The organism is Pseudomonas sp. GD03903, from assembly GCF_029840045.1.
Lineage (GTDB): Bacteria > Pseudomonadota > Gammaproteobacteria > Pseudomonadales > Pseudomonadaceae > Pseudomonas > Pseudomonas pseudonitroreducens.
In genome coordinates this window covers 80,388-99,302 of sequence record NZ_JAOCBT010000011.1, presented here as the reverse complement: position 1 = coordinate 99,302, position 18,915 = coordinate 80,388, and the positions used below count along the sequence as shown (strand labels likewise).

Annotated in this window: 21 protein-coding genes; 12 read left to right on the top strand and 9 right to left on the bottom strand. The window is 65.6% G+C overall.

The annotated features are described in order from the left end of the window. The first annotated feature begins 10 nt into the window (after window positions 1-10). The gene (locus N5C91_RS18730) at window positions 11-1,045 is read left to right on the top strand and encodes a TerC/Alx family metal homeostasis membrane protein (protein WP_279831152.1); all 1,035 of its coding nucleotides are present in this window, start codon (window positions 11-13) and stop codon (window positions 1,043-1,045) included. Between the two features lie 54 nt (window positions 1,046-1,099). Here the strand turns inward: N5C91_RS18730 and N5C91_RS18725 are convergent, their stop codons facing one another. The 4 genes from N5C91_RS18725 to N5C91_RS18710 all read right to left on the bottom strand — a co-directional run bounded on the left by N5C91_RS18725 (window position 1,100) and on the right by N5C91_RS18710 (window position 5,277). Beyond that, window positions 1,100-1,621 (bottom strand): DUF3592 domain-containing protein, encoded by a 522-nt coding sequence (locus N5C91_RS18725; protein WP_236170788.1) that lies wholly within the window; start codon window positions 1,619-1,621, stop codon window positions 1,100-1,102. A gap of 145 nt (window positions 1,622-1,766) precedes the next feature. Next, the gene (locus tag N5C91_RS18720) at window positions 1,767-2,177 is read right to left on the bottom strand and encodes a PA2817 family protein (RefSeq protein ID WP_236170787.1); all 411 of its coding nucleotides are present in this window, start codon (window positions 2,175-2,177) and stop codon (window positions 1,767-1,769) included. A gap of 71 nt (window positions 2,178-2,248) precedes the next feature. Next, the gene (locus N5C91_RS18715; protein ID WP_236170786.1) at window positions 2,249-2,665 is read right to left on the bottom strand and encodes a PA2816 family glutamine-rich protein; all 417 of its coding nucleotides are present in this window, start codon (window positions 2,663-2,665) and stop codon (window positions 2,249-2,251) included. A gap of 119 nt (window positions 2,666-2,784) precedes the next feature. Next, a complete protein-coding gene (locus tag N5C91_RS18710; RefSeq protein ID WP_279831150.1) occupies window positions 2,785-5,277 on the bottom strand; it encodes an acyl-CoA dehydrogenase in 2,493 nt (830 codons plus the stop codon). Between the two features lie 247 nt (window positions 5,278-5,524). On the opposite strand from N5C91_RS18710, the gene N5C91_RS18705 reads away from it, so the two are divergent. The 4 genes from N5C91_RS18705 to N5C91_RS18690 all read left to right on the top strand — a co-directional run bounded on the left by N5C91_RS18705 (window position 5,525) and on the right by N5C91_RS18690 (window position 8,798). Continuing rightward, a complete protein-coding gene (locus tag N5C91_RS18705; RefSeq protein ID WP_236198691.1) occupies window positions 5,525-6,250 on the top strand; it encodes a transglutaminase family protein in 726 nt (241 codons plus the stop codon). A 116-nt stretch (window positions 6,251-6,366) separates the two neighbouring features. Further along, window positions 6,367-6,984, top strand: coding sequence for a glutathione S-transferase (locus tag N5C91_RS18700; protein WP_279831147.1), 618 nt, complete (start codon window positions 6,367-6,369; stop codon window positions 6,982-6,984). Window positions 6,985-7,089: 105 nt separating this feature from the next. Then, window positions 7,090-8,022 (top strand): ABC transporter ATP-binding protein, encoded by a 933-nt coding sequence (locus N5C91_RS18695; protein ID WP_236170782.1) that lies wholly within the window; start codon window positions 7,090-7,092, stop codon window positions 8,020-8,022. Further along, window positions 8,019-8,798: an ABC transporter permease gene (locus tag N5C91_RS18690; RefSeq protein WP_205336452.1), complete on the top strand. Its 780-nt coding sequence runs from the start codon at window positions 8,019-8,021 to the stop codon at window positions 8,796-8,798. The genes N5C91_RS18695 and N5C91_RS18690 overlap by 4 nt, the downstream gene beginning before the upstream one ends. A gap of 203 nt (window positions 8,799-9,001) precedes the next feature. On the opposite strand, the gene N5C91_RS18685 is transcribed toward N5C91_RS18690, so the two are convergent. Together N5C91_RS18685 and N5C91_RS18680 are read right to left on the bottom strand one after the other, a co-directional pair. After that, window positions 9,002-10,318: a heavy metal sensor histidine kinase gene (locus N5C91_RS18685; RefSeq protein WP_279831144.1), complete on the bottom strand. Its 1,317-nt coding sequence runs from the start codon at window positions 10,316-10,318 to the stop codon at window positions 9,002-9,004. Then, the gene (locus N5C91_RS18680) at window positions 10,315-10,995 is read right to left on the bottom strand and encodes a heavy metal response regulator transcription factor (RefSeq protein ID WP_236170780.1); all 681 of its coding nucleotides are present in this window, start codon (window positions 10,993-10,995) and stop codon (window positions 10,315-10,317) included. Before N5C91_RS18680 ends, N5C91_RS18685 begins: the two co-directional genes overlap by 4 nt. 126 nt (window positions 10,996-11,121) lie before the next feature. Here N5C91_RS18680 and N5C91_RS18675 point away from each other — a divergent pair, with 126 nt between their 5' ends. The 5 genes from N5C91_RS18675 to queF all read left to right on the top strand — a co-directional run bounded on the left by N5C91_RS18675 (window position 11,122) and on the right by queF (window position 15,410). Then, window positions 11,122-11,253: a co-regulatory protein PtrA N-terminal domain-containing protein gene (locus tag N5C91_RS18675; RefSeq protein ID WP_275094668.1), complete on the top strand. Its 132-nt coding sequence runs from the start codon at window positions 11,122-11,124 to the stop codon at window positions 11,251-11,253. A 172-nt stretch (window positions 11,254-11,425) separates the two neighbouring features. Further along, entirely contained in the window at window positions 11,426-11,962 is a 537-nt protein-coding gene (locus N5C91_RS18670; protein WP_236198694.1) for a cupredoxin family protein, read from the top strand. Window positions 11,963-11,972: 10 nt separating this feature from the next. Next, complete coding sequence (locus N5C91_RS18665; protein ID WP_236198695.1) at window positions 11,973-13,646, top strand: copper resistance system multicopper oxidase; 1,674 nt, start codon at window positions 11,973-11,975, stop codon at window positions 13,644-13,646. Between the two features lie 9 nt (window positions 13,647-13,655). Further along, window positions 13,656-14,363: a copper resistance protein B gene (locus N5C91_RS18660; RefSeq protein ID WP_279831141.1), complete on the top strand. Its 708-nt coding sequence runs from the start codon at window positions 13,656-13,658 to the stop codon at window positions 14,361-14,363. A gap of 216 nt (window positions 14,364-14,579) precedes the next feature. Then, complete coding sequence (queF, locus tag N5C91_RS18655) at window positions 14,580-15,410, top strand: NADPH-dependent 7-cyano-7-deazaguanine reductase QueF (protein WP_279831140.1); 831 nt, start codon at window positions 14,580-14,582, stop codon at window positions 15,408-15,410. 70 nt (window positions 15,411-15,480) lie between these two features. Here queF and N5C91_RS18650 read toward each other — a convergent pair whose 3' ends face one another. The 3 genes from N5C91_RS18650 to N5C91_RS18640 all read right to left on the bottom strand — a co-directional run bounded on the left by N5C91_RS18650 (window position 15,481) and on the right by N5C91_RS18640 (window position 17,144). Further along, window positions 15,481-15,744, bottom strand: coding sequence for a DUF4404 family protein (locus tag N5C91_RS18650; protein WP_024763885.1), 264 nt, complete (start codon window positions 15,742-15,744; stop codon window positions 15,481-15,483). 78 nt (window positions 15,745-15,822) lie between these two features. Continuing rightward, the gene (locus N5C91_RS18645) at window positions 15,823-16,404 is read right to left on the bottom strand and encodes a phosphonate degradation HD-domain oxygenase (RefSeq protein WP_236170775.1); all 582 of its coding nucleotides are present in this window, start codon (window positions 16,402-16,404) and stop codon (window positions 15,823-15,825) included. Next, on the bottom strand, window positions 16,401-17,144 hold the full coding sequence (locus N5C91_RS18640) for an HAD family phosphatase (protein WP_279831137.1): 744 nt from the start codon (window positions 17,142-17,144) through the stop codon (window positions 16,401-16,403). Before N5C91_RS18640 ends, N5C91_RS18645 begins: the two co-directional genes overlap by 4 nt. Window positions 17,145-17,258: 114 nt before the next feature. Between N5C91_RS18640 and N5C91_RS18635 the strand changes: the two genes are divergently transcribed. Continuing rightward, window positions 17,259-17,975 carry a UTRA domain-containing protein gene (locus N5C91_RS18635; protein WP_279831136.1) on the top strand — a complete coding sequence of 239 codons (717 nt, stop codon included), beginning with the start codon at window positions 17,259-17,261 and terminating at the stop codon, window positions 17,973-17,975. A 168-nt stretch (window positions 17,976-18,143) separates the two neighbouring features. Then, on the top strand, window positions 18,144-18,848 hold the full coding sequence (locus tag N5C91_RS18630) for a VacJ family lipoprotein (RefSeq protein WP_279831135.1): 705 nt from the start codon (window positions 18,144-18,146) through the stop codon (window positions 18,846-18,848). Window positions 18,849-18,915 lie beyond the last annotated feature (67 nt).

Genomic DNA, 18,915 nt, shown 5'->3' with positions numbered 1-18,915 from the left:
TACTGCAATCGTGGAACAGACACACATAGGCTTTCCCCCGCTGACAATGGCGGTTTTCGTCGGGCTGGCCCTGGCCGCCCTGTTGCTGGACATGGTGACTCATCGGGACAACAAGCCCATTTCCCTGACCGGTGCAGTGGCCTGGTCGATCTTCTGGGTCGCGATTTCCCTGGGCTTCGCCGGCTTCCTCTACATCCAGCACGGCGCCCAGGTGGCCAGCCTGTTCCTGACCGGCTATGCGCTGGAGAAGGTTCTGAGCGTCGACAACCTGTTCGTCTTCATTGCCATCTTCGCCTGGTTCAAGATGCCGGATGGCCTGCGCCACCGGGTGCTCTACTGGGGCATCATCGGCGCCGTCGTGTTCCGCGCCATCTTCGTGGCCATCGGCACCGGCCTGCTGGCTTTCGGGCCGTGGGTGGAAATCCTCTTCGGCCTGATCGTCGCCTGGACCGGCGTGATGATGCTCAAGGGCGGTGGCGATGATGACGAAGAGGAAGACTATTCCCGGCACCTGGCCTACCGCTTCGCCAGCAAGCTGTTTCCGGTCTGGCCGAAGCTGCTCGGTGGGCGCTTCTTCGTAGCGCGCCAACAGGTGGAAGCAGAGGCGCGCAAGCCGGAGAACAGGGGCATCGGCCTGGCCGCCAAGGGCGCCATCTTCGCTACGCCGTTGTTCCTCTGCCTGGTGGTAGTCGAGGTCTCGGACGTGCTGTTCGCCTTCGATTCGGTGCCGGCGGTGATTGCCGTCAGCCGCGAGCCGCTGATCGTCTACTCCGCCATGCTGTTCGCCATCCTTGGCCTGCGTACGCTGTATTTCGTTCTCGAAGCGCTCAAGCGCTACCTGGTGCACCTGGAAAAGGCGGTCGTGGTGTTGCTGTTCTTCATCGCCGCCAAACTGGGGCTGAATGCCACGGACCAGTTGTTCCACCATGGATACAGCATCGATGCCAATACCAGCCTGATCGTGGTGCTGGTGGTGCTGGCGCTGGGCATATTGGCCAGTTTGTTGTTCCCGGCTCGGGAAGAGGTCGAAACCGGCGAAAGTTGACTCGACAGCCCCATGAAAAAGCCCGCGAATCGCGGGCTTTTTTGTCCGTTCGGCTCAGGCCGCTGCCGGCTCTTCACGGGGCACGAACAGCCGCCGGGTCGCCAGCAGGTGGATGACGAAGCCGATCAACGCCGCACCCAGCACGCCAACGCCCAGGCGGGTGAACAGGCCGCCGGTTTCGGACAGACCCTGCAGTCTTTCGAGGCGGTCGAAGTGCGCCGGGTTGGCGTTGGAGTAGGCGATCTGCAGCACGGTACCTTCGGGGTAGTTGTCGGCATTGCTGCCGGCGACGTCGAAACGGCCGATGTAGGGCTGGCCCTTCACCTGGAACTGATAGGTGAAGTGGTACATCTCCTTGGTGCGTCCGCGGCGGCCGCGCTCTTCGGTGACTTCGTCGAGTACCAGCGGTGCGCTGACCACCGAGTGGTCGGCCAGGATGCGCTTGGCGCGAAGGTGATCACCGATCGCGGTGAAGCACATCACCAGGACGAACCCGATGGCGAAGAGGGTGCAGATGATGCTGGAGACGCGGCGGACCTTTTCGTGGGCCCCTTGCGAGATCTTGAAGCTGAGCATGACGTTCCCTGCCTTTTGTGTTGAAAAAGTAACAAAAGGCTACGGGCGGGCGTCGGGGGTGTCCTTGTCAGTTTGTCAACCGGATGGGACGGGGCGCTGGACAGAACGTCCGTGGCGCGGTGCCAGGCACCGCGCCGGAGGGGCATCAGTGCTTGGACGCGTCGTCCGGCAGGGCGAGCACCTGCTTCTCGCGGTTCCAGTCGAAGGGCTCGCCGTTTTCTTCTGCTTCGAAGCGGCGCTCGTCGAGTTGCTGATACATCTGCAGCTCTTCGTCGGGCATGAAGTGCAGGCAGTCGCCACCGAAGAACCACAGCAGGTCGCGTGGCACCAGGTGGGCGATCTGCGGATAGCGGTGGAAGACCTGGCTGATCAGATCCTGGCCCAGGTACTGGGCGCCTTCCGGATCGCGCGGCAGTTCCACCAGCAGCTCGTCGAAGCGCTCGAGGAACAGGCCGTGGTTGTCCTCGGGAACCTGCTCGGCTTCGCCCAGGGCGCCAAGGATCATGCGCAGGTGGTTGAGCAGGGCGATGTGGTGGTCGAGATAGGCGCTGGCCATGGGATTCCTCTGGAGCTGTGTACAAACGGCCGGGGATTATATCGGGTTTCGCCGCTGCTGCAGCCGGGCGATCAGCGGAGCGGACGCATCTGGATCTGCCGGCGCTGGTTATCGATCTGCTGACGCTGCTGATCGAGGAGGCGTTGCTGCTGTTGCAGCTGGTCCTGCTGCAGCTCGTTTTTCTGCCGCTGGATCATCTGGTCGCTCTGCCGGCGTTGTTCGTTCCAGCGCCGCTGGTTGTCCTGCTGGCGCTGCAGGTCCTGCTGCTGCATCTGCAGGCGCTGGTCCTCGTAGTTCAGGCGCTGGCTGTCCAGCTGGTTCTGCCGCAGCTGCTGCTGGCGTCGCAGGCTGTCCTGTTGTTGCTGGATGGGGTCGATCACCGGACTGGGCGAGGCCGCCGGGCGTGGCCGGCTGGGGTAGAGCCACGGGTCGGCCTGGGCGGCTGCGACGAAGAAGATGGCCAGCAGTGGAAGGATCAAGCGGCGCATGGGAGGTTTCTCCATGACGGGTATGCTTCCAGTGTGCACCCGATCGGCGTTTCCGGCATTGCTCTGCGTCGGACAAGCAAAGGGCGCCCGAAGGCGCCCTCATGGGTGAAGCCCGCGGATCACTCCGCCGTGGCGGTCGGCTTGCCGGCTGGTTTCTCCTTGTCCGATTTCTCGCTGGCCGATGCCTTTCCGGCCAGCTCTTCCTTGGAGAAATCATCCACGTCGATCACCGCGCGGCGTGCGCGCTCGGCGGCATGCAGGGTTTGCGCTTCAGCGGCCTCCAGCACGCCTGCCTCGACGGCCGCATCGATCGGCGACTGCCCCGGCTTGGGATCGACGCCGTGCTCCTTGAGCGCCTTGTGCAGTTTCTTCTGCAAGGGGGCGGCGGCGCTGAGCTGGTCATAGGCGGAGGTCAGCTTGGCCACTGGGTCATCGGCGCCAGTGGGCAGGTGGGCGCCGGCCAGGATTGCCTGCAACGCCGGGTCGCTCAGCGGGCGGCCAAGAATGTCGGCGATCTCGGCGTCCAGTGCATCGCTCGGGCCGCGATGGCGGCGGCCCAGCGGCAGCACCAGCACGCGCAGCAGGCAGGCGAAGGCACGGTTGGGGAAGTTGTCGATCAGGTCGGCCAGCGCGGCTTCGGCCTTCTCGAGGTTCTCCTCCATGGCCCAGTGCAGCAGCGGGTGCAGGTAATCCGGGTTGTCCAGGTCGTGGTAGCGCTTGAGCGCGGCAGAGCCGAGGTACAGGTGGCTCAGCGCATCGCCCAGGCGCGCCGACAGGCGCTCGCGGCGCTTCAGTTCACCGCCGAGCATCATCATGCTGAAGTCGGCGAGCAGGGCGAAGGACGCGGCGAGACGGTTCAGGGCGCGGTAGTACGGGCGGCTGACGCGGTCGCCCGGCACCTGGTCGAAGCTGCCGAAGCCCAGGCCCAGCAACAGACTGCTGGCGGCGTTGCTGACGGCGAAGCCGATATGGTCGAGCAGCAGTTCGTCGAACTCGCGCTCGGCCTGGTCCTGATCCTCGCGGCGGGCCAGTTCCATTTCCTTCAGGACGTACGGATGGCAGCGGATGGCGCCCTGGCCGAAGATCATCAGGTTGCGCGAAAGGATATTGGCGCCCTCCACCGTGATGAAGATCGGCGCGGCTTGCCAGGAGCGTCCCAGATAGTTGTTCGGGCCGAGGATGATGCCCTTGCCGCCGTGGATGTCCATGGCGTGGGCGATGCACTCGCGGCCGCGTTCGGTCAGGTGGTACTTGAGGATGGCCGAGAGCACCGAGGGCTTCTCGCCCAGGTCCACGGCATTGGCGGTGAGGATGCGCGCGCTGTCCATCAGCCAGGCGTTGCCGCCGATGCGCGCCAGGGCCTCCTGGATGCCTTCGAAGGCCGACAGCGGCACGTTGAACTGCTCGCGCACCTGCGCGTAGCGACCGCTGACGTAGCTGCCGGCCTTGGCGGCGCTGGTGCCGACCGCCGGCAGGGAAATCGAGCGGCCCACCGACAGGCAGTTCATCAGCATCATCCAGCCTTTGCCGATCATTTCCTGGCCGCCGATGATGTAGTCCAGCGGCACGAAGACGTCCTTGCCGGAGTTGGGGCCGTTCATGAAGGCCGCGCCCAGCGGCACGTGGCGGCGGCCGATCTGCACGCCGTCGGTGTCGGTGGGGATCAGCGCCAGGGTGATGCCAAGGTCTTCTTCCTCGCCCAGCAGGTGGTCCGGGTCATGGCACTTGAAGGCCAGGCCGAGGAGGGTGGCGACCGGGCCGAGGGTGATATAGCGCTTTTCCCAGGTCAGGCGCAGGCCGAGGACTTCCTCGCCCTGCCACTGGCCCTTGCAGACCACGCCAACGTCGGTCATGCCGCCGGCATCGGAGCCGGCCTGCGGGCTGGTGAGGGCGAAGCAGGGGATTTCTGCGCCAGTGGCCAGGCGCGGCAGGTAGCGCTGGCGCTGGGCGTCGGTGCCGTAGTGCAGCAGCAGTTCGGCCGGGCCGAGGGAGTTGGGCACCATCACGGTGGAGGCGAGGTCGCCGCTGCGGGTGGCGAGTTTCATCACCACCTGGGAGTGGGCGAAGGCGGAGAAGCCCTTGCCGCCGTATTCCCTGGGAATGATCAGGCCGAAGAAGCCCTGGTCCTTGATGAAGGCCCAGGCCTCCGGCGGCAGGTCCATGTCCTTGCCGACCTGGTAGTCGTTGATCATCGCGCAGAGCTGTTCGGTGGGGCCGTCGACGAAGGCCTGCTCCTCCTCGGTCAGCTGTGCGCGGGGGTAGGCGAGCAGCGTCTGCCAGTCCGGGCGGCCGCTGAACAGCTGGCCATCCCACCAGACGGTGCCGGCCTCGATGGCCTCGCGTTCGGTCTCGGACATCGGCGGCAGGGTCTTCTTGAACCAGGCGAACAGCCGCGAGGTGAACAGGCTGCGACGCAGGTCGGTGGCGAGAATCGTCACCGCGACCACGGCCCAGATCAGCCAGAACAGCACCATCCAGCCGTGGGCGTGGCTGAACAGGCTCATCAGCACGAGGTACACGGCGACGATGCCGAGTGCCTTGAGCGGCGCGGTGCGGCGGTGCGCAAGCCAGGCGACGCCGAGAATCAGGACGAGTAACCAGAGCAACAGCATGCGGATTCCTCCATGACAGCCCGCAGGGGCGACAGCGGTCGCGGCGGGCCTGGTGACGAACAGTGCGCAAGCACCTGACGGGCTCCCGTCAGAATGCACCGGAAGCTTAGCTGGCCGAACGTGGGCCGATGGCCGCATGGCCGGACAGCTTGGCCGGATCGCCTTGTCGGGTAGCCGATCCGGCTGGTTAGACTGGTGGCGCCATCAAGGACGACCCGCCAGGGACCACGAGCCCGGAGAGAACGCCATGCAGCCCTACCTCAAGCCCAGCCGCTTCGTTGATAGTGACCACCCCGGGGTAATCGAGTTCGCTCTAAATCACCGCGGTGACGGCGGCACGCCGCTGGAGCAGGCGGTGGCCTTGTACTACGCGGTGCGCGACAAGGTTCGCTACAACCCCTACGTGTTCAGCCGTGACCCACAGACCCTCAAGGCCAGCCATGCGCTGGAGGCCGGGCAGTCCTACTGCGTGCCCAAGGCCACGCTACTGGCAGCCTGCGCCCGGCATTGCGGCATTCCCGCGCGCATCGGTCTGGCCGACGTGAAGAACCACCTGGCCACGCCGCGCCTGCTGCAACTGCTGCGCAGCGAAGTATTTGCCATGCACGGCTACACCGAACTGTTCCTCGAAGGTCGCTGGGTCAAGGCCACGCCGGCCTTCGATATCGGCCTGTGCGAGGCCTTCGGCGTGCTGCCGCTGGAGTTCGACGGACGCAATGACAGCGTTTTCCACCCGTTCAATCGCGACGGCGAGCGGCACATGGAGTACCTGCGCGACCACGGCCAGTTCCCCGATGTGCCCGAGGAGTTCTTCTTCGGCTACCTCAAGCAGTGTTATCCGCACCTGTTCCAGGGCGAGGACGCGCCGCTGGAAGGTGACATGCGCAGCGAAGCGGCCAGGCAAGAACACGCTCGCCCGCCTGAAAACAGTCATCCACACGAAAACAATCGGCCACATGAAAACAATCGATAGTCACCATCAGTGCTTGCGGCTTTTTTCCTGGCGTCGTTGCCGGTAGGGTGCCGTCATCCGAAGTCACGCCTGCGGGCTGTGCCTTCACCCGATGACGACAACAAGAGAGGCGCAGCATGCTCAAGATCTGGGGCCGGAAGAACTCCTCCAATGTGCGCAAGGCGCTCTGGTGCGCGGAGGAGGCGGGGGTTGCCTATGAGCAGATCGACGCCGGCGGTGCCTTCGGCCTGGTCAACGATGGCCCTTACCGCGCGCTGAACCCCAACGGTGTGGTACCGACGCTGGAGGACGACGGCTTCGTCCTCTGGGAGTCCAACAGCATCGTCCGCTACCTCGCCGCACGCTATGCCCCGGACCTGTATCCGCAGGACCTGCAAGCCCGCGCCAGCGCGGAGAAGTGGATGGACTGGACCACCTCGTCCTTCGCCGCGCCGTTCCGCACGGTATTCTGGGGTACCCTGCGCACCCCGCCGGAGCAACGCGATGCCGCCGCCATCCAGGCCGCCATCGATACCTGCGTGGCCCTGCTGGCGGTACCCGAGGCCACGCTGGCGAAGCAGGCGTACCTCACCGGTGAACAATTCGGCGTGGGTGACATTCCGCTCGGCAGCTTCATCTATGCTTGGTTCGAAATGCCCATCGAGCGCCCGGCTCAGCCGCATCTCGCGGCCTGGTACGAACGCCTGAAGGCGCGTCCGGCCTACCGTGCGGCAGTGATGACCGACCTGACCTGATTGCCTGCGCGTGCCCCGGAGGTTGCAATCCTTGCGGCGTACCCTTATCAAGCAGGCCTTTTCCAAAGACATGCGTCTTTCCACCGACTTGCAACGGGAAAACCCATGAGTTCCGCGCTGTCCATCCGTCAACTGACGAAGACCTACGGCAACGGCTTCCAGGCCCTCAAGGGCATTGATCTGGACGTCGCCGAAGGCGATTTCTTCGCCCTGCTGGGCCCCAATGGTGCCGGCAAATCCACCACCATCGGCATCCTCTCCACCCTGGTGAACAAGACCAGCGGCTCGGTCAATGTGTTCGGCCATGACCTGGACAAGGATCCCTACGGCCTGAAGCGCTGCCTGGGCGTAGTGCCCCAGGAGTTCAACTTCAACCAGTTCGAGAAGGTGTTCGACATCGTCGTGACCCAGGCCGGTTACTACGGTATCCCGATGAGCGTGGCCAAGGGCCGCGCCGAGAAGTACCTGACCCAGCTGGGCCTGTGGGACAAGCGCAATTCGGCTTCCCGCGAGCTGTCCGGCGGCATGAAGCGCCGCCTGATGATCGCCCGCGCGCTGGTCCACGAGCCGCGCCTGCTGATCCTCGACGAGCCCACCGCCGGCGTGGATATCGAACTGCGCCGCTCGATGTGGAACTTCCTCACCGAGCTCAACGGCGAAGGCATCAGCATCATCCTCACCACCCACTACCTGGAGGAGGCCGAGCAGCTGTGCCGCAACATCGCGATCATCGACCACGGCACCATCGTCGAGAACACCAGCATGCGCAAGCTGCTGAGCAAGCTGCACGTGGAGACCTTCTACCTCGACCTGCAGGGCACGCTCAGCGAACCGCCGAAGCTCGACGGCTACCCGGTACGCCTGGTGGATGACCACACCCTGGAGGTTCAGGTGGACAAGTCGCTGGGCATCAACGGCCTGTTCGTCCAGCTCAATGCCCAGGGCTTGCAGGTGCTGAGCCTGCGCAACAAGAGCAACCGCCTGGAGGAACTGTTCGTGTCGCTGGTGGAGAAGAATCTGTCGAAGGTGGCGGTATGAGCCACGAATTGCGCGCCAACTGGGTTGCCCTCAACACCATCGTCTACCGCGAAGTCCGCCGCTTCCTGCGGATCTGGCCGCAGACCCTGCTGCCGCCGGCGATCACCATGGTCCTGTACTTCGTCATCTTCGGTAACCTGATCGGCCGGCAGATCGGCGACATGGGTGGCTTCACCTACATGCAGTACATCGTGCCGGGGCTGATCATGATGTCGGTGATCACCAACTCCTACGGCAACGTGGTGTCGAGCTTCTTCGGCAGCAAGTTCCAGCGCAACATCGAGGAACTGCTGGTGTCGCCGGTGTCGCCGCACACCATCCTCCTCGGCTTCGTCTGCGGTGGCGTGCTGCGCGGGCTGGCAGTGGGTGTGATCGTCACCATCCTGTCGCTGTTCTTCACCGACCTGCAGATCCATCACATCGGCATTACCGTGCTGGTGGTGGTGCTGACGGCGGCGATCTTCTCCATGGGCGGCTTCGTCAACGCGGTGTTCGCGCGCAACTTCGACGACATCTCGATCATCCCGACCTTCGTGCTGACACCGCTGACCTACCTGGGCGGGGTGTTCTACTCGATCACGCTGCTGCCGCCGTTCTGGCAGACCGTGTCGCTGGCCAACCCGATCCTGCACATGGTCAACGCCTTCCGTTACGGCATCCTCGGCGTGTCCGACATTCGCATCGGTACCGCGGTGATCTTCATGCTGGTAGCGACTGTGCTGCTCTACGTGTTCTGCGTGCGCCTGCTGGTGAGCGGGCGCGGGATGCGCCAGTGAGTGACGCATTGCGTTGATGCGAGAAGGCCCCGATTGGGGCCTTTTTGTTTTTTGGGCCGGCTGGAACTTCGCTGCATTGGTTTGCCCTCACCCCAGCCCTCTCCCGGGGGGAGAGGGAGCCGCGCGTGCCGGCTGATGCCTTGGTTTCCGCCTATGCCGTACAGTCCCCTCTCCCTCTGGGAGAGGGTTAGGGTGAGGGGCTCCTAGCCCGGAAACTCGATAACAAACCGTGTCCACCCATCGGCCGATTCGCAGCGAATCTCCCCGCCGTGGGCGCGCACGATGGAACGGCAGATTGCCAGGCCGAGCCCGGCGTGTTCGCCCTGGCCTTCGCGGCGGGCCGGGTCGGCGCGGTAGAAACGGTCGAACAGGCGCGGCAGGCGCTCGGCTGGAATCTCCCGGCCGGGGTTTTCCACGCTCAGGCGGCCCGGCTCCAGGCGTACGCGAATCAGGCCAGCGTCGGGGGTGAAGCGCAGGGCGTTATCCAGCAGATTGGCCAGCACCCGGCGCAGCAGTGCGCGGTCTCCCTGCACGAGCAACTCGCCATCGCGCTCCAGGCGAATGGATTTTTCCTCGGCCAGCGGCCCGTAGAACTCCAGCAGCTCGTCCACCTCGCCGGCCAGCGCCAGCGGCTGGCTTCTGGGAGTGAGCAGGCCGTGGTCGGCCTTGGCCAGGAACAGCATGTCGTTGACCATCACGGTGAGCCGCTCCAGCTCCTCGAGGTTGCCGTGCAACGCCTCGCGGTAGTCCTCCAGGCTGCGCGAGCGCGACAGCACCACCTGGGTCTGGGTCAGCAGGCCGGTGAGCGGCGTGCGCAGCTCGTGGGCGATATCGGCGGAGAAGGCCGACAGGCGCTGGAAGGCCTCTTCCAGGCGCGCCAGCATGGCGTTCAGCTCGGCGGCCAGGCCGCGCAGTTCCTGCGGCATCTGCCCGGCGTCGAGGCGGGTGGTCAGCGAGTGTGCGCTGACCTGCGCCGCCACTTCGCTCATGCGCCGCAGTGGGCGCAGGCTGGCGCGCGCGGCCCAGGCGCCGAGCAGCGCAGTGGCCAGGGCGGAGAAGCCCATGGTCATCCAGATCAGCCGCTGCATGCGTTGCAGGAAATGCTGGTGATGGGTGATGTCGAGGATCAGCGTGAGCTGCGCGCCCTTCGGGTTCGCGGCATCCAGCGGCGCCTGCAGTTCGCGGTAGGCAGGGGCTTCGTCGCTGGCCATGTTCATGGTGGGCAGTTGCCAGAACCAGCGCTGCCCGTCCGGGCCCTGCAGGCGCAGGCCGAGGTCGGGGTGGCGTTCCAGCTCGCGGCGCAGCTCGGCGCTATGCGGCGCGAGTTGTTCGGCGCTGCTCACGCCATTCAGCACGTCGCGGAAGATCGCCAGCTTGCCGCTCAGCAACTGCTGGTCCAGCTCGATGAAGTGCGCCTCGCTGGCGCGGCTGAAAACGATGCCTGCCAGCAGCGAAACAGCCGCGGTGCAGGCGGCGAACAGCAGGCTCAGGCGCAGGCCGAGGGACAGGCGGGCACTCATGCTTCGCGCTCTTCCAGGACGTAGCCCATGCCGCGCACGGTATGGATCAGGCGCTGCGGAAAATCATCGTCGACCTTGGCGCGCAGGCGGCGGATGGCGACTTCGATGACGTTGGTGTCGCTGTCGAAGTTCATGTCCCACACCTGGGAGGCAATCAGCGACTTGGGCAGCACCTCGCCGCTGCGGCGCAGCAGCAATTCCAGCAGGGCGAACTCCTTGGCGGTCAGGTCGATGCGCTTGCCGGCGCGCTGCACGCGGCGGCGCAACAGGTCCAGTTCGAGGTCGGCCAGTTGCAGGGTGGTTTCCTGGATCTGCTGGCCGCCACGGCGCAGCAGCGTGCGGACGCGGGCGAGCAGTTCGACGAAGGCGAAGGGTTTCACCAGGTAGTCATCGGCGCCCAGTTCCAGGCCGCGCACGCGGTCCTCCACGGCGTCGCGGGCGGTGAGGAACAGCACCGGCACGGCACTGCCGGTCTGGCGCAGCGCCTGGAGGATCTGCCAGCCATCGCGGCCCGGCAGCATCACATCGAGGATCAGCAGGTCATGCTCGCCGGCCAGGGCCAGTTGCAGGCCTTCGTCGCCGTCGGCGCTGAGGTCGACGGCGAAGCCGGCTTCGCTCAGGCCTTGCTGCAGGTACTGGCCGATGCGCGGTTCGTCTTCGACGATGAGGAGTTTCATCCGGGTATCCATCCAGGCGCTCGGGGCGCAGCTGTCGTCAGGGTAATGGGGCGGTCAGCGGGCTGACAGCGTCGGCGTTGCAGAGTGGCGGCGTGTTCATTCTTCAGCGTCTTCGAGGAGTCCGCCATGCACCTGATCATCTCCACGCTGTTTGCCCTGCTGTTGTTCCCCGCCATGCCGGCGCTGGCCGATGGAGGAGGGGACATCACCTTCCAGCGCATGCAGGAACGGGCTGCCTCTGCGCGCCAGGTCTGTTGAATCCGCAGCATCGTGTTACCCCTTGCCCGCCCTTCGGCGGGCTTTTTTTCGCCCTCTTTATACCCCGCGCCGGGTGGTTCAGCGCCAAGCTGACAGAGTTGTAATCTTCCCGACAGGTAAGTCTCAGCGGCCGACAGCGACCATGGCCAGCATCCCAAGAAGGAGATTTGCCATGTCCCCGCGCCATCTGTTCCAAGCCGCTGTCATCAGTCTTGCCAGCGCTATCAGCCTGCCGGCCCTGGCCGATGCCGGGCACGCTTATGACTTCGGCAAGCCGGCCAAGGCCGCCCAGGCCACCCGCACCGTGGAGATCAAGCTGGGCGAGATGTTCTTCGAGCCGGAAAACATCGACGTGAAGCCCGGCGAGACCGTGCGCTTCGTCATCCACAACGGCGGCAGCCTGCTGCATGAGTTCAACCTGGGCAGCGCCGCCATGCACGCCGGCCACCAGAAGGAAATGCAGCAGATGATGGATGCCGGGATGCTCACGCCCACCGGTATGCAGCACGACATGAGCCAGATGGACCATTCGAAGATGGGCCACGGCCAGATGATGAAGCACGACGACCCCAACAGCGTGCTGGTGGAGCCGGGCAAGACCGCCGAGCTGACCTGGACCTTCAGCAAGGCCACCAGCCTGGAGTTTGCCTGCAACATTCCGGGGCACTACCAGGCCGGCATGGTCGGCAAACTGACCGTCAAGCCTTGAGCGCGCCGAGATGATTCGCGCAAGGGATTGGGCCCTGGGGGCGCTGCTGCTGGCACCGTGGGTGGCGCAGGCGGGCGTGTATGACCTGACGATTGGCGAGGGCGAGTTGAAGCTGTCCGATGGCGCGCGCAAGGCGCTGACGGTGAACGGCCAGACGCCCGCGCCGGAGTTGCGCTTCAAGGAGGGCGAGGACGTCGAATTGCGCGTCACCAATACCCTCGACCGTGACACCTCGCTGCACTGGCACGGGCTGATCCTGCCCTATACCCAGGACGGCGTGCCGGGCATCAGCTTCCCGGGGATCAAGCCCGGCGAGACCTTCACCTATCGCTTCACGGTGAAACAGTCCGGCACCTACTGGTACCACGCGCACAGCGACTTCCAGGAAATCGAGGGCTTGTACGGCCCGCTGGTGATCGAGCCGAAGGCGCGCGAGCCGTACCGCTATGACCGTGAATACACCCTGCTGCTGGCGGACTGGCACGACACCAAGCCGGAAACGGTGTTTGCCAACCTGAAGAAGCAGAGCGATTACTACAACCGCAATCAGCGCACCCTCGGCGATTTCATCGCCGATTCCAGCGCCAATGGCCTTATGGCAACCCTGCGCGATCGCCTGGACTGGGGCGGCATGCGCATGACGCCAACGGACATCGCCGACATTGCCGGCTTCCGCTTCCTGGTCAACGGCCAGGACTCCACGCAGAACTGGACCGGCCTGTTCAAGCCTGGCGAGCGGGTGCGCCTGCGCATCATCAACGGCTCGGGTATGAGCTACTTCGACCTGCGTATTCCCGGCCTGAAGATGACCGTGGTGCAGGCCGACGGCAACGACGTGCAGCCGGTGACGGTGGACGAGTTGCGCATCGCCGTGGCCGAGACCTACGACGTGATTGTCCAGCCGCAGGAGGACCGCGCCTACACCTTCTTCGCCGAAGCCATGGACCGCAGCGGCTATGCCCGTGCGACGCTGACGCCGCGCGCGGGCCTGGTGGCCGCGGTGCCGGCATTGCGCGAGCGGCCGCTACTGACCATGGCCGACATGGGCATGAGCCACGAGGGCATGGACCACGGCGGCATGGCGATGGGCGCGTCGAAGGATTCGGGCATGGCCGGTATGGATCACTCCGGCATGGCCGGCATGGACCATGCGCAGATGGCAGGCATGGATCACTCGGCCATGGCCGCGCCGAAGTCCGACTACGCGCCGGGCAGCGGGTTGACGCCGCAACCGGCCGAGCCGGGCAACCGCCTGCTGGTCTATGCGGACCTCAAGGCCATGCGCCCCTATGCCGACTACCGCGCGCCGGACCGCAGCATCGAGTTCCGCCTGACCGGCAACATGGAGCGCTACTTCTGGTCCATCGACGGCAAGAAGTACTCCGAAGCCGAGCCGATCCGCCTGACCTACGGCGAGCGGGTGCGCATCCGCTTCGTCAACGACACCATGATGACCCACCCCATGCACCTGCACGGCATGTGGATGCAACTGGACAAGGGCAACGGCCGCTTCAACCCGCTCAAGCACGTAGTCAGCGTGGCGCCGGGCAGCACCCTGGAGGTCGACGTGCCCGCCGACGCGCTGGGCGAATGGGCCTTCCACTGCCACCTGATCTACCACATGGCCGCCGGCATGATGCGCAAGGTCATCGTCGAGCCGGCACCCGCCAGCGCCAGCCTCTGAGGAATCGCCATGAAACGCATAGCAACGGTGGCCTGCGCGGCGACCCTGGGCCTGGCCTTGCCCGCTGAAAGCGCCGAGATGGACGACATGCCGATGGGATCACTGCTGATCCAGCGCCTGGAAAGCCGCTTCCACGGCAACGATCAGGCCCTGGGCTGGGAAGCCCAGGGCTGGTACGGCAGCGACTACCAGAAGCTGCGCCTGAAGCTGGAGGGCGAGCGCGACGCCGGCGGCCCGACCACCGATAACGAGGTTCAACTGCTCTACCAGCGCATGCTCGCGGATTTCTGGGACTGGCAGGTGGGCGTGCGCCATGACGACCAGCCGGGGCCGTCGCGCAGCTACGCAGTGCTGGGGTTCCAGGGGCTGGCGCCGCAGTGGTTCGAGGTGGACGCCAACCTGTTCCTCAGCGAGCGCGGCGACCCGTCGTTGCGCCTGGAGAGCGAGTACGAGCTGCTGCTGACCCAGCGGCTGATTCTTGAGCCCGCGCTGGAGTACAACCTGGCCTTGGCCGATGACCGCGATACCGGCGTTGGCGCGGGCGGCAGCGAGCTTGAGGTGGGCTTGCGCCTGCGCTACGAAGTGCGCCGGGAGTTCGCGCCTTACTTCGGCTACGTCTGGAACAAGACCTACGGCCGCAGTGGTGATATCGCCCGCGCCGAGGGCGAGGAGGACGAGGAGGGCTACTGGGTGGCGGGCGTGCGGATGTGGTTCTGACTGGCTCTGCGTAGGATGGTGTGGAGCGCAGCGATACCCATCGATTCGGTGCGCAGGCAGCATGGGTATCGCTGCGCTCCACCCATCCTACAAAGGCGCATGCTGGATACGTCGGGATATCCGGCTCGTCCGCCGGCTGCTGAAAGGGGCGGCGGATTTGTATACACTCGCCGCCTCGCGTCACCACCCGCATCGCCGATCCAGCAGGACCTCCCCATGCAGCATCCCGCCGAACACTCGCCCCTGGGCAAATCCAGCGAATACGTCTCCACCTACGCGCCGGAGCTGCTGTTCCCGATCTCCCGCACCACCAAGTGGGCGGAACTGGGCCTGACCGCGGATACCCTGCCGTACCAGGGCGTGGACCTGTGGAACTGCTACGAACTGTCCTGGCTGACCGCGTCGGGCAAGCCGGTGGTGGCCATCGGCGAGTTCTCGATCCCGGCGCAGTCGCCGAACATCATCGAGTCCAAGTCCTTCAAGCTCTACCTCAACTCGCTGAACCAGACCGCCTTCGACAATGCCGAAGCCGTGCGCGCGGTGATGGCGCGGGATCTGTCCGCCGCCGCTGGCGCGCCGGTAGGCGTACGTGTTCGCGGCCTGGACGAAGTGGCGGGCGAGGGCGTGGCAGTCATCCAGGGCACCTGTGTCGACGATCTGGACGTCGCGGTAGAAAGCTACGACCACCCGCGCCCGGAGCTGCTGCGTTGCGATGACACCCGTCGCGTTGACGAAGTGCTCTACAGCCACCTGCTCAAATCCAACTGCCCGGTCACTGGCCAGCCGGATTGGGGCACCCTGGTAGTCGAGTACGCCGGTCCGGCGCTGGATGCCGCGAGTCTGCTGGCCTACGTGGTTTCTTTCCGCCAGCACCAGGATTTCCACGAGCAATGCGTCGAGCGCATCTACCTCGACCTGCAGCGCCTGCTGCAGCCGGCTCGCCTGACCGTTTATGCGCGCTACGTGCGCCGTGGCGGGCTGGACATCAACCCGTACCGCAGCAGCGATGCCGTGCAGCCGGACAATCGCCGGCTGGTGCGTCAGTAATTCTCGGCGCGCCTGTCATTCGCGGATACAAAAAACCCGGCCATGGCCGGGTTTTTCATGTCTGGGAGCTTCAGATGCCCATGTTCGCCAGGCTCTGCACGATGGAGCGAAGCGTGCCGGCCAAGGTCGGATGGCTTGCCTCGAAGCGCTCGACGGCCAGGTTGACGTTATCCATCAGGGTCTCGTCGGCCAGCGCCTCTTCGTTGGCCAGCTGCAACTCGATGTCCTTGATCAGCGCTTGCAGCGATTCGCGCTCTTCCGCGTTCAGCGGCGGCTGACGCTCCAGCTGGTCGCGCAGGGCCTGGAGTTCTTCCTGGAGGCGTTGTGTCGGCATGGTGGTGTCCTTCTGCGGTACGTACCCAAAGATGGACCTCGCCCGGCAGGGAAAAGGTCCATCGCCATGCCTTTGAGCTTAACTCGCCGCGCGCACCCTTGCCTGATGCCGATCAACCCGCAGGAGGCGTTCGAGCAGCGGGAAGAAGTGCTCCAGCTCCGGCGTGCGCATGGCCGGGTCCTTGCCCAGGTCATCCAGCCGGCGCAGGGTCAGGGCGTCCTGGGAGAAGGGCGCGTTGAGGAAAGCGCTGGCGCCGCGCTCGTCGAAAGGGCCGCCCTGCAGCGCCAGGCTCTGCCGCGAAGCCCAGGACAGGCCGGCGTGGTAGGCAGGGTCCACCGCGCAGAGGTAGCGCTTGGCGGCGACATGCAGGCGGATCGGCTGCCAGACGGATTCGGGCAACAGCTCGCGTAGCAGGCTGGCGCCGAACTCTTCGTGGCGCAGGTCCTGTTCCTCGATCAGCTCAGGGTCCTCGTAGAGGTGGCCGATGTCGTGGAGCAGGGCGGCGATCACCAGGCTGTCGGAGCAGCCGGCGCGCTCGGCCAGGGTGGCGCACTGCAACGCGTGCTCGGCCTGGCTGACGGCTTCGCCGTAAGGCTCGGCGCCATGGCTGGCGAATCGCTCGGCCAGCTCGTCAAGGAAGCGGTGGCGCTCGTGCTTCATGGTTTTTCTCCTTTCAGGCGGCGGCCGGCGATGTCCTGCAGGCAGGAATCCAGCTCGCCCAGATGATCGATGACCGAGTGCACGCCGAGGCGGTACAGGCCGAGTGTGGCCTGGGCGCGCAGGCGGTCGCGGTCGAGACTGCCCAGAGCGTCCCAGTCGCCCGGCGCGTGGCCGCACAGGGGGCTGCTGGCGGCCAGGCCGATGGTCCACAGGCCGGCGTTGAGGCCGGCGTGGAGCAGGCGCGGCTGGCCGCTGACCAGCACGCAGCCGTCCAGCGCTGGCGTACCAAGCTGCATCAGCGCCTGCCAGCAGGAGTCCGGCGCTGGCCATTGACGGCCAGCGATTTCCAGCCCGGTAGCGAGGTGCTCGTCCACTACGGCAGCCAGGTGCAGCGTGGTGGCACTGGGCAATTCGTCGAGCCAGGCGCAGGGGACGCCGCGCTGGTGCAGTGCCTGCAAGGCGTCCAGGGCGCCGGGAGTGGCTTCGGCGTGGGCCTGGGCGGCGGCGTCCAGGGCGGACTGGAAGTGGCGGCGCTCCTGGCTGTCGGCGCATCGGCCCAGCGCCAGCTCCAGGGCCTCCTGCGGGGGCAGGGTGAGGGCGTTGCTCAGGCGTTCCGGCGGACAATCGGGGCAGGTGCGTTGCAGGGCTACCGGCAGCGTCCTTGCGCCGAAGTCCACCAGGTCGCCCGACAGTCCGAACAGCAGGGTAGTGAAGTGCGGAAGCTCGGCAGTCGCAGGCATGGTGGGCTTTTCTGATGATTGGTCTAGGCCAGATTAGCCGGCCATTGTGACGGTCCGATGAAGTCCGCCGTGGTGCCGTTATAATCGCCGCGCCTTTTTCGTGGATGATGCCCCATGCCGGTCGAACCCATCCCGCACTACCTGCGTATCCGCGACCAGCTTGCGCAGGACATTGCCAGTGCCGCCCTGACTGAACGCCTGCCCGCCGAGCGTGAGCTGGCCGAGCGCTTTGGCTGCACCCGAGTGACCCTGCGCGAGGCGCTGCAACAGCTGGAAACTGAGGGCGTGCTCTACCGTGAGAACCGTCGCGGCTGGTTCGTCTCGCCGCCGCGCATCCGCTACAACCCGACCCGCAGCACCGGTTTCATGGATTACGTCCAGGCCCAGGGGCGTGTACCGCGTACCGAGGTCCTGGCCGCCGAACGCCGCGCTGCCGGGCCGGCACTGGCGCGCCGCATGGGGCTGGATGAAGAGGCCGAGGTATTTCACATCCTGCGTCGCCGCTGGGTCGACGAGCGGCCGGTGATGCTGGAGGAACTCACCCTGGATGCCAGCTGGTGCCCAGGCCTGCTCGACCACGGGCTGGACACCTCGCTCACCCGCGTACTGCGCGAGGAGCTGGGGCTGAGCCTGTCGCGCTCCGAGCTGGCCATGCATTCCACGGCGCTGGTGGCTGCGCAGGCGACACCGCTGCAACTGACGCCGGGCGCGCCGGGCCTGCATGTGGAGCGCGCAAGCTTTGCCGACGGAGGCCGGCTGGTGGAGTGGGACCAGGAGTTCTGGCGCTCCGACGCTCTGGAAATTGTCATCGACGCACGGTATCCGGACTGAACTGGCACTATGCTTTGGGCTGGAGCAAGAGAAACGGTAGTGCGCGGCCACGAATCGAAATCCTGTGAGATCGGTTCGGGTCCGCAAAACCGTTTCGCCTCTATATAATCTGCCCGCATAGCGGGGCCGCCATGGCTGGCCCGAAAGACATTCACTGGAGAATTCCCGATGCGCCCACTTGGCGTCCAATGGACGAAACGCTGCTTCAGCCTGCTCGCCGCCGCCGGCCTGGCCATGATCCCGTTCCTGGCCCAGGCCGCCAGCGAAGACGACCCGTGGGAAAGCATCAACCGCCCGATCTTCACCTTCAACGACACCCTGGACACCTACGCGCTCAAGCCGCTGGCGCAGGGTTACCAGTACGTCACCCCGAACGTCGTGCAGGATGGCGTGCACAACTTCTTTGGCAACATCGGTGACGTGAAGAACCTGGTCAACGACCTGCTGCAGCTGAAATTCCGCGACGCCGGCGTCGATACCAGCCGCCTGCTGTTCAACACCACCTTCGGCCTGGCCGGCTTCATCGACGTGGCTACCCATATGGGACTGCGCCGCAACGACGAGGACTTCGGCCAGACCCTCGGCCATTACGGCGTGGGCAGTGGCCCCTACGTGATGCTGCCGCTGCTGGGCCCGAGCACCCTGCGCGATGCGCCGTCGCTGATCCCGGATGCCTACACCGGCCCGTATCCGTACATCGACAATGTATCGGTACGTAACAGCGTTCGCGGCGTCGACGTGGTCGATACCCGTGCCGACCTGCTCAAGTCCGAGAAGCTGATCAGCGGCGACAAGTACACCTTCATCCGCAACGCCTACTTGCAGAACCGCGAGTTCAAGGTGAAGGACGGCGAAGTCGAAGACGACTTCTGATCGGCCTTGCGCGCAGACCTTTCCTGTCCTCCAGCCCGCGCCATTGGTGGCGCGGGCGGCGCCTGCT

Bases quoted from the DNA above. Each gene is read 5' to 3' on its own strand.
- N5C91_RS18665 (WP_236198695.1), top strand. From the start codon at position 11,973: ATGATTCGCGCAAGGGATTGGGCCCTGGGGGCGCTGCTGCTGGCACCG.
- N5C91_RS18650 (WP_024763885.1), bottom strand. From the start codon at position 15,744: ATGCCGACACAACGCCTCCAGGAAGAACTCCAGGCCCTGCGCGACCAG.
- N5C91_RS18675 (WP_275094668.1), top strand. From the start codon at position 11,122: ATGCACCTGATCATCTCCACGCTGTTTGCCCTGCTGTTGTTCCCCGCC.
- queF (WP_279831140.1), top strand. From the start codon at position 14,580: ATGCAGCATCCCGCCGAACACTCGCCCCTGGGCAAATCCAGCGAATAC.
- N5C91_RS18635 (WP_279831136.1), top strand. From the start codon at position 17,259: ATGCCGGTCGAACCCATCCCGCACTACCTGCGTATCCGCGACCAGCTT.
- N5C91_RS18695 (WP_236170782.1), top strand. From the start codon at position 7,090: ATGAGTTCCGCGCTGTCCATCCGTCAACTGACGAAGACCTACGGCAAC.
- N5C91_RS18640 (WP_279831137.1), bottom strand. From the start codon at position 17,144: ATGCCTGCGACTGCCGAGCTTCCGCACTTCACTACCCTGCTGTTCGGA.
- N5C91_RS18700 (WP_279831147.1), top strand. From the start codon at position 6,367: ATGCTCAAGATCTGGGGCCGGAAGAACTCCTCCAATGTGCGCAAGGCG.
- N5C91_RS18725 (WP_236170788.1), bottom strand. From the start codon at position 1,621: ATGCTCAGCTTCAAGATCTCGCAAGGGGCCCACGAAAAGGTCCGCCGC.
- N5C91_RS18680 (WP_236170780.1), bottom strand. From the start codon at position 10,995: ATGAAACTCCTCATCGTCGAAGACGAACCGCGCATCGGCCAGTACCTG.
- N5C91_RS18630 (WP_279831135.1), top strand. From the start codon at position 18,144: ATGCGCCCACTTGGCGTCCAATGGACGAAACGCTGCTTCAGCCTGCTC.
- N5C91_RS18690 (WP_205336452.1), top strand. From the start codon at position 8,019: ATGAGCCACGAATTGCGCGCCAACTGGGTTGCCCTCAACACCATCGTC.
- N5C91_RS18715 (WP_236170786.1), bottom strand. From the start codon at position 2,665: ATGCGCCGCTTGATCCTTCCACTGCTGGCCATCTTCTTCGTCGCAGCC.
- N5C91_RS18720 (WP_236170787.1), bottom strand. From the start codon at position 2,177: ATGGCCAGCGCCTATCTCGACCACCACATCGCCCTGCTCAACCACCTG.
- N5C91_RS18710 (WP_279831150.1), bottom strand. From the start codon at position 5,277: ATGCTGTTGCTCTGGTTACTCGTCCTGATTCTCGGCGTCGCCTGGCTT.
- N5C91_RS18645 (WP_236170775.1), bottom strand. From the start codon at position 16,404: ATGAAGCACGAGCGCCACCGCTTCCTTGACGAGCTGGCCGAGCGATTC.
- N5C91_RS18670 (WP_236198694.1), top strand. From the start codon at position 11,426: ATGTCCCCGCGCCATCTGTTCCAAGCCGCTGTCATCAGTCTTGCCAGC.
- N5C91_RS18685 (WP_279831144.1), bottom strand. From the start codon at position 10,318: ATGAGTGCCCGCCTGTCCCTCGGCCTGCGCCTGAGCCTGCTGTTCGCC.
- N5C91_RS18660 (WP_279831141.1), top strand. From the start codon at position 13,656: ATGAAACGCATAGCAACGGTGGCCTGCGCGGCGACCCTGGGCCTGGCC.
- N5C91_RS18705 (WP_236198691.1), top strand. From the start codon at position 5,525: ATGCAGCCCTACCTCAAGCCCAGCCGCTTCGTTGATAGTGACCACCCC.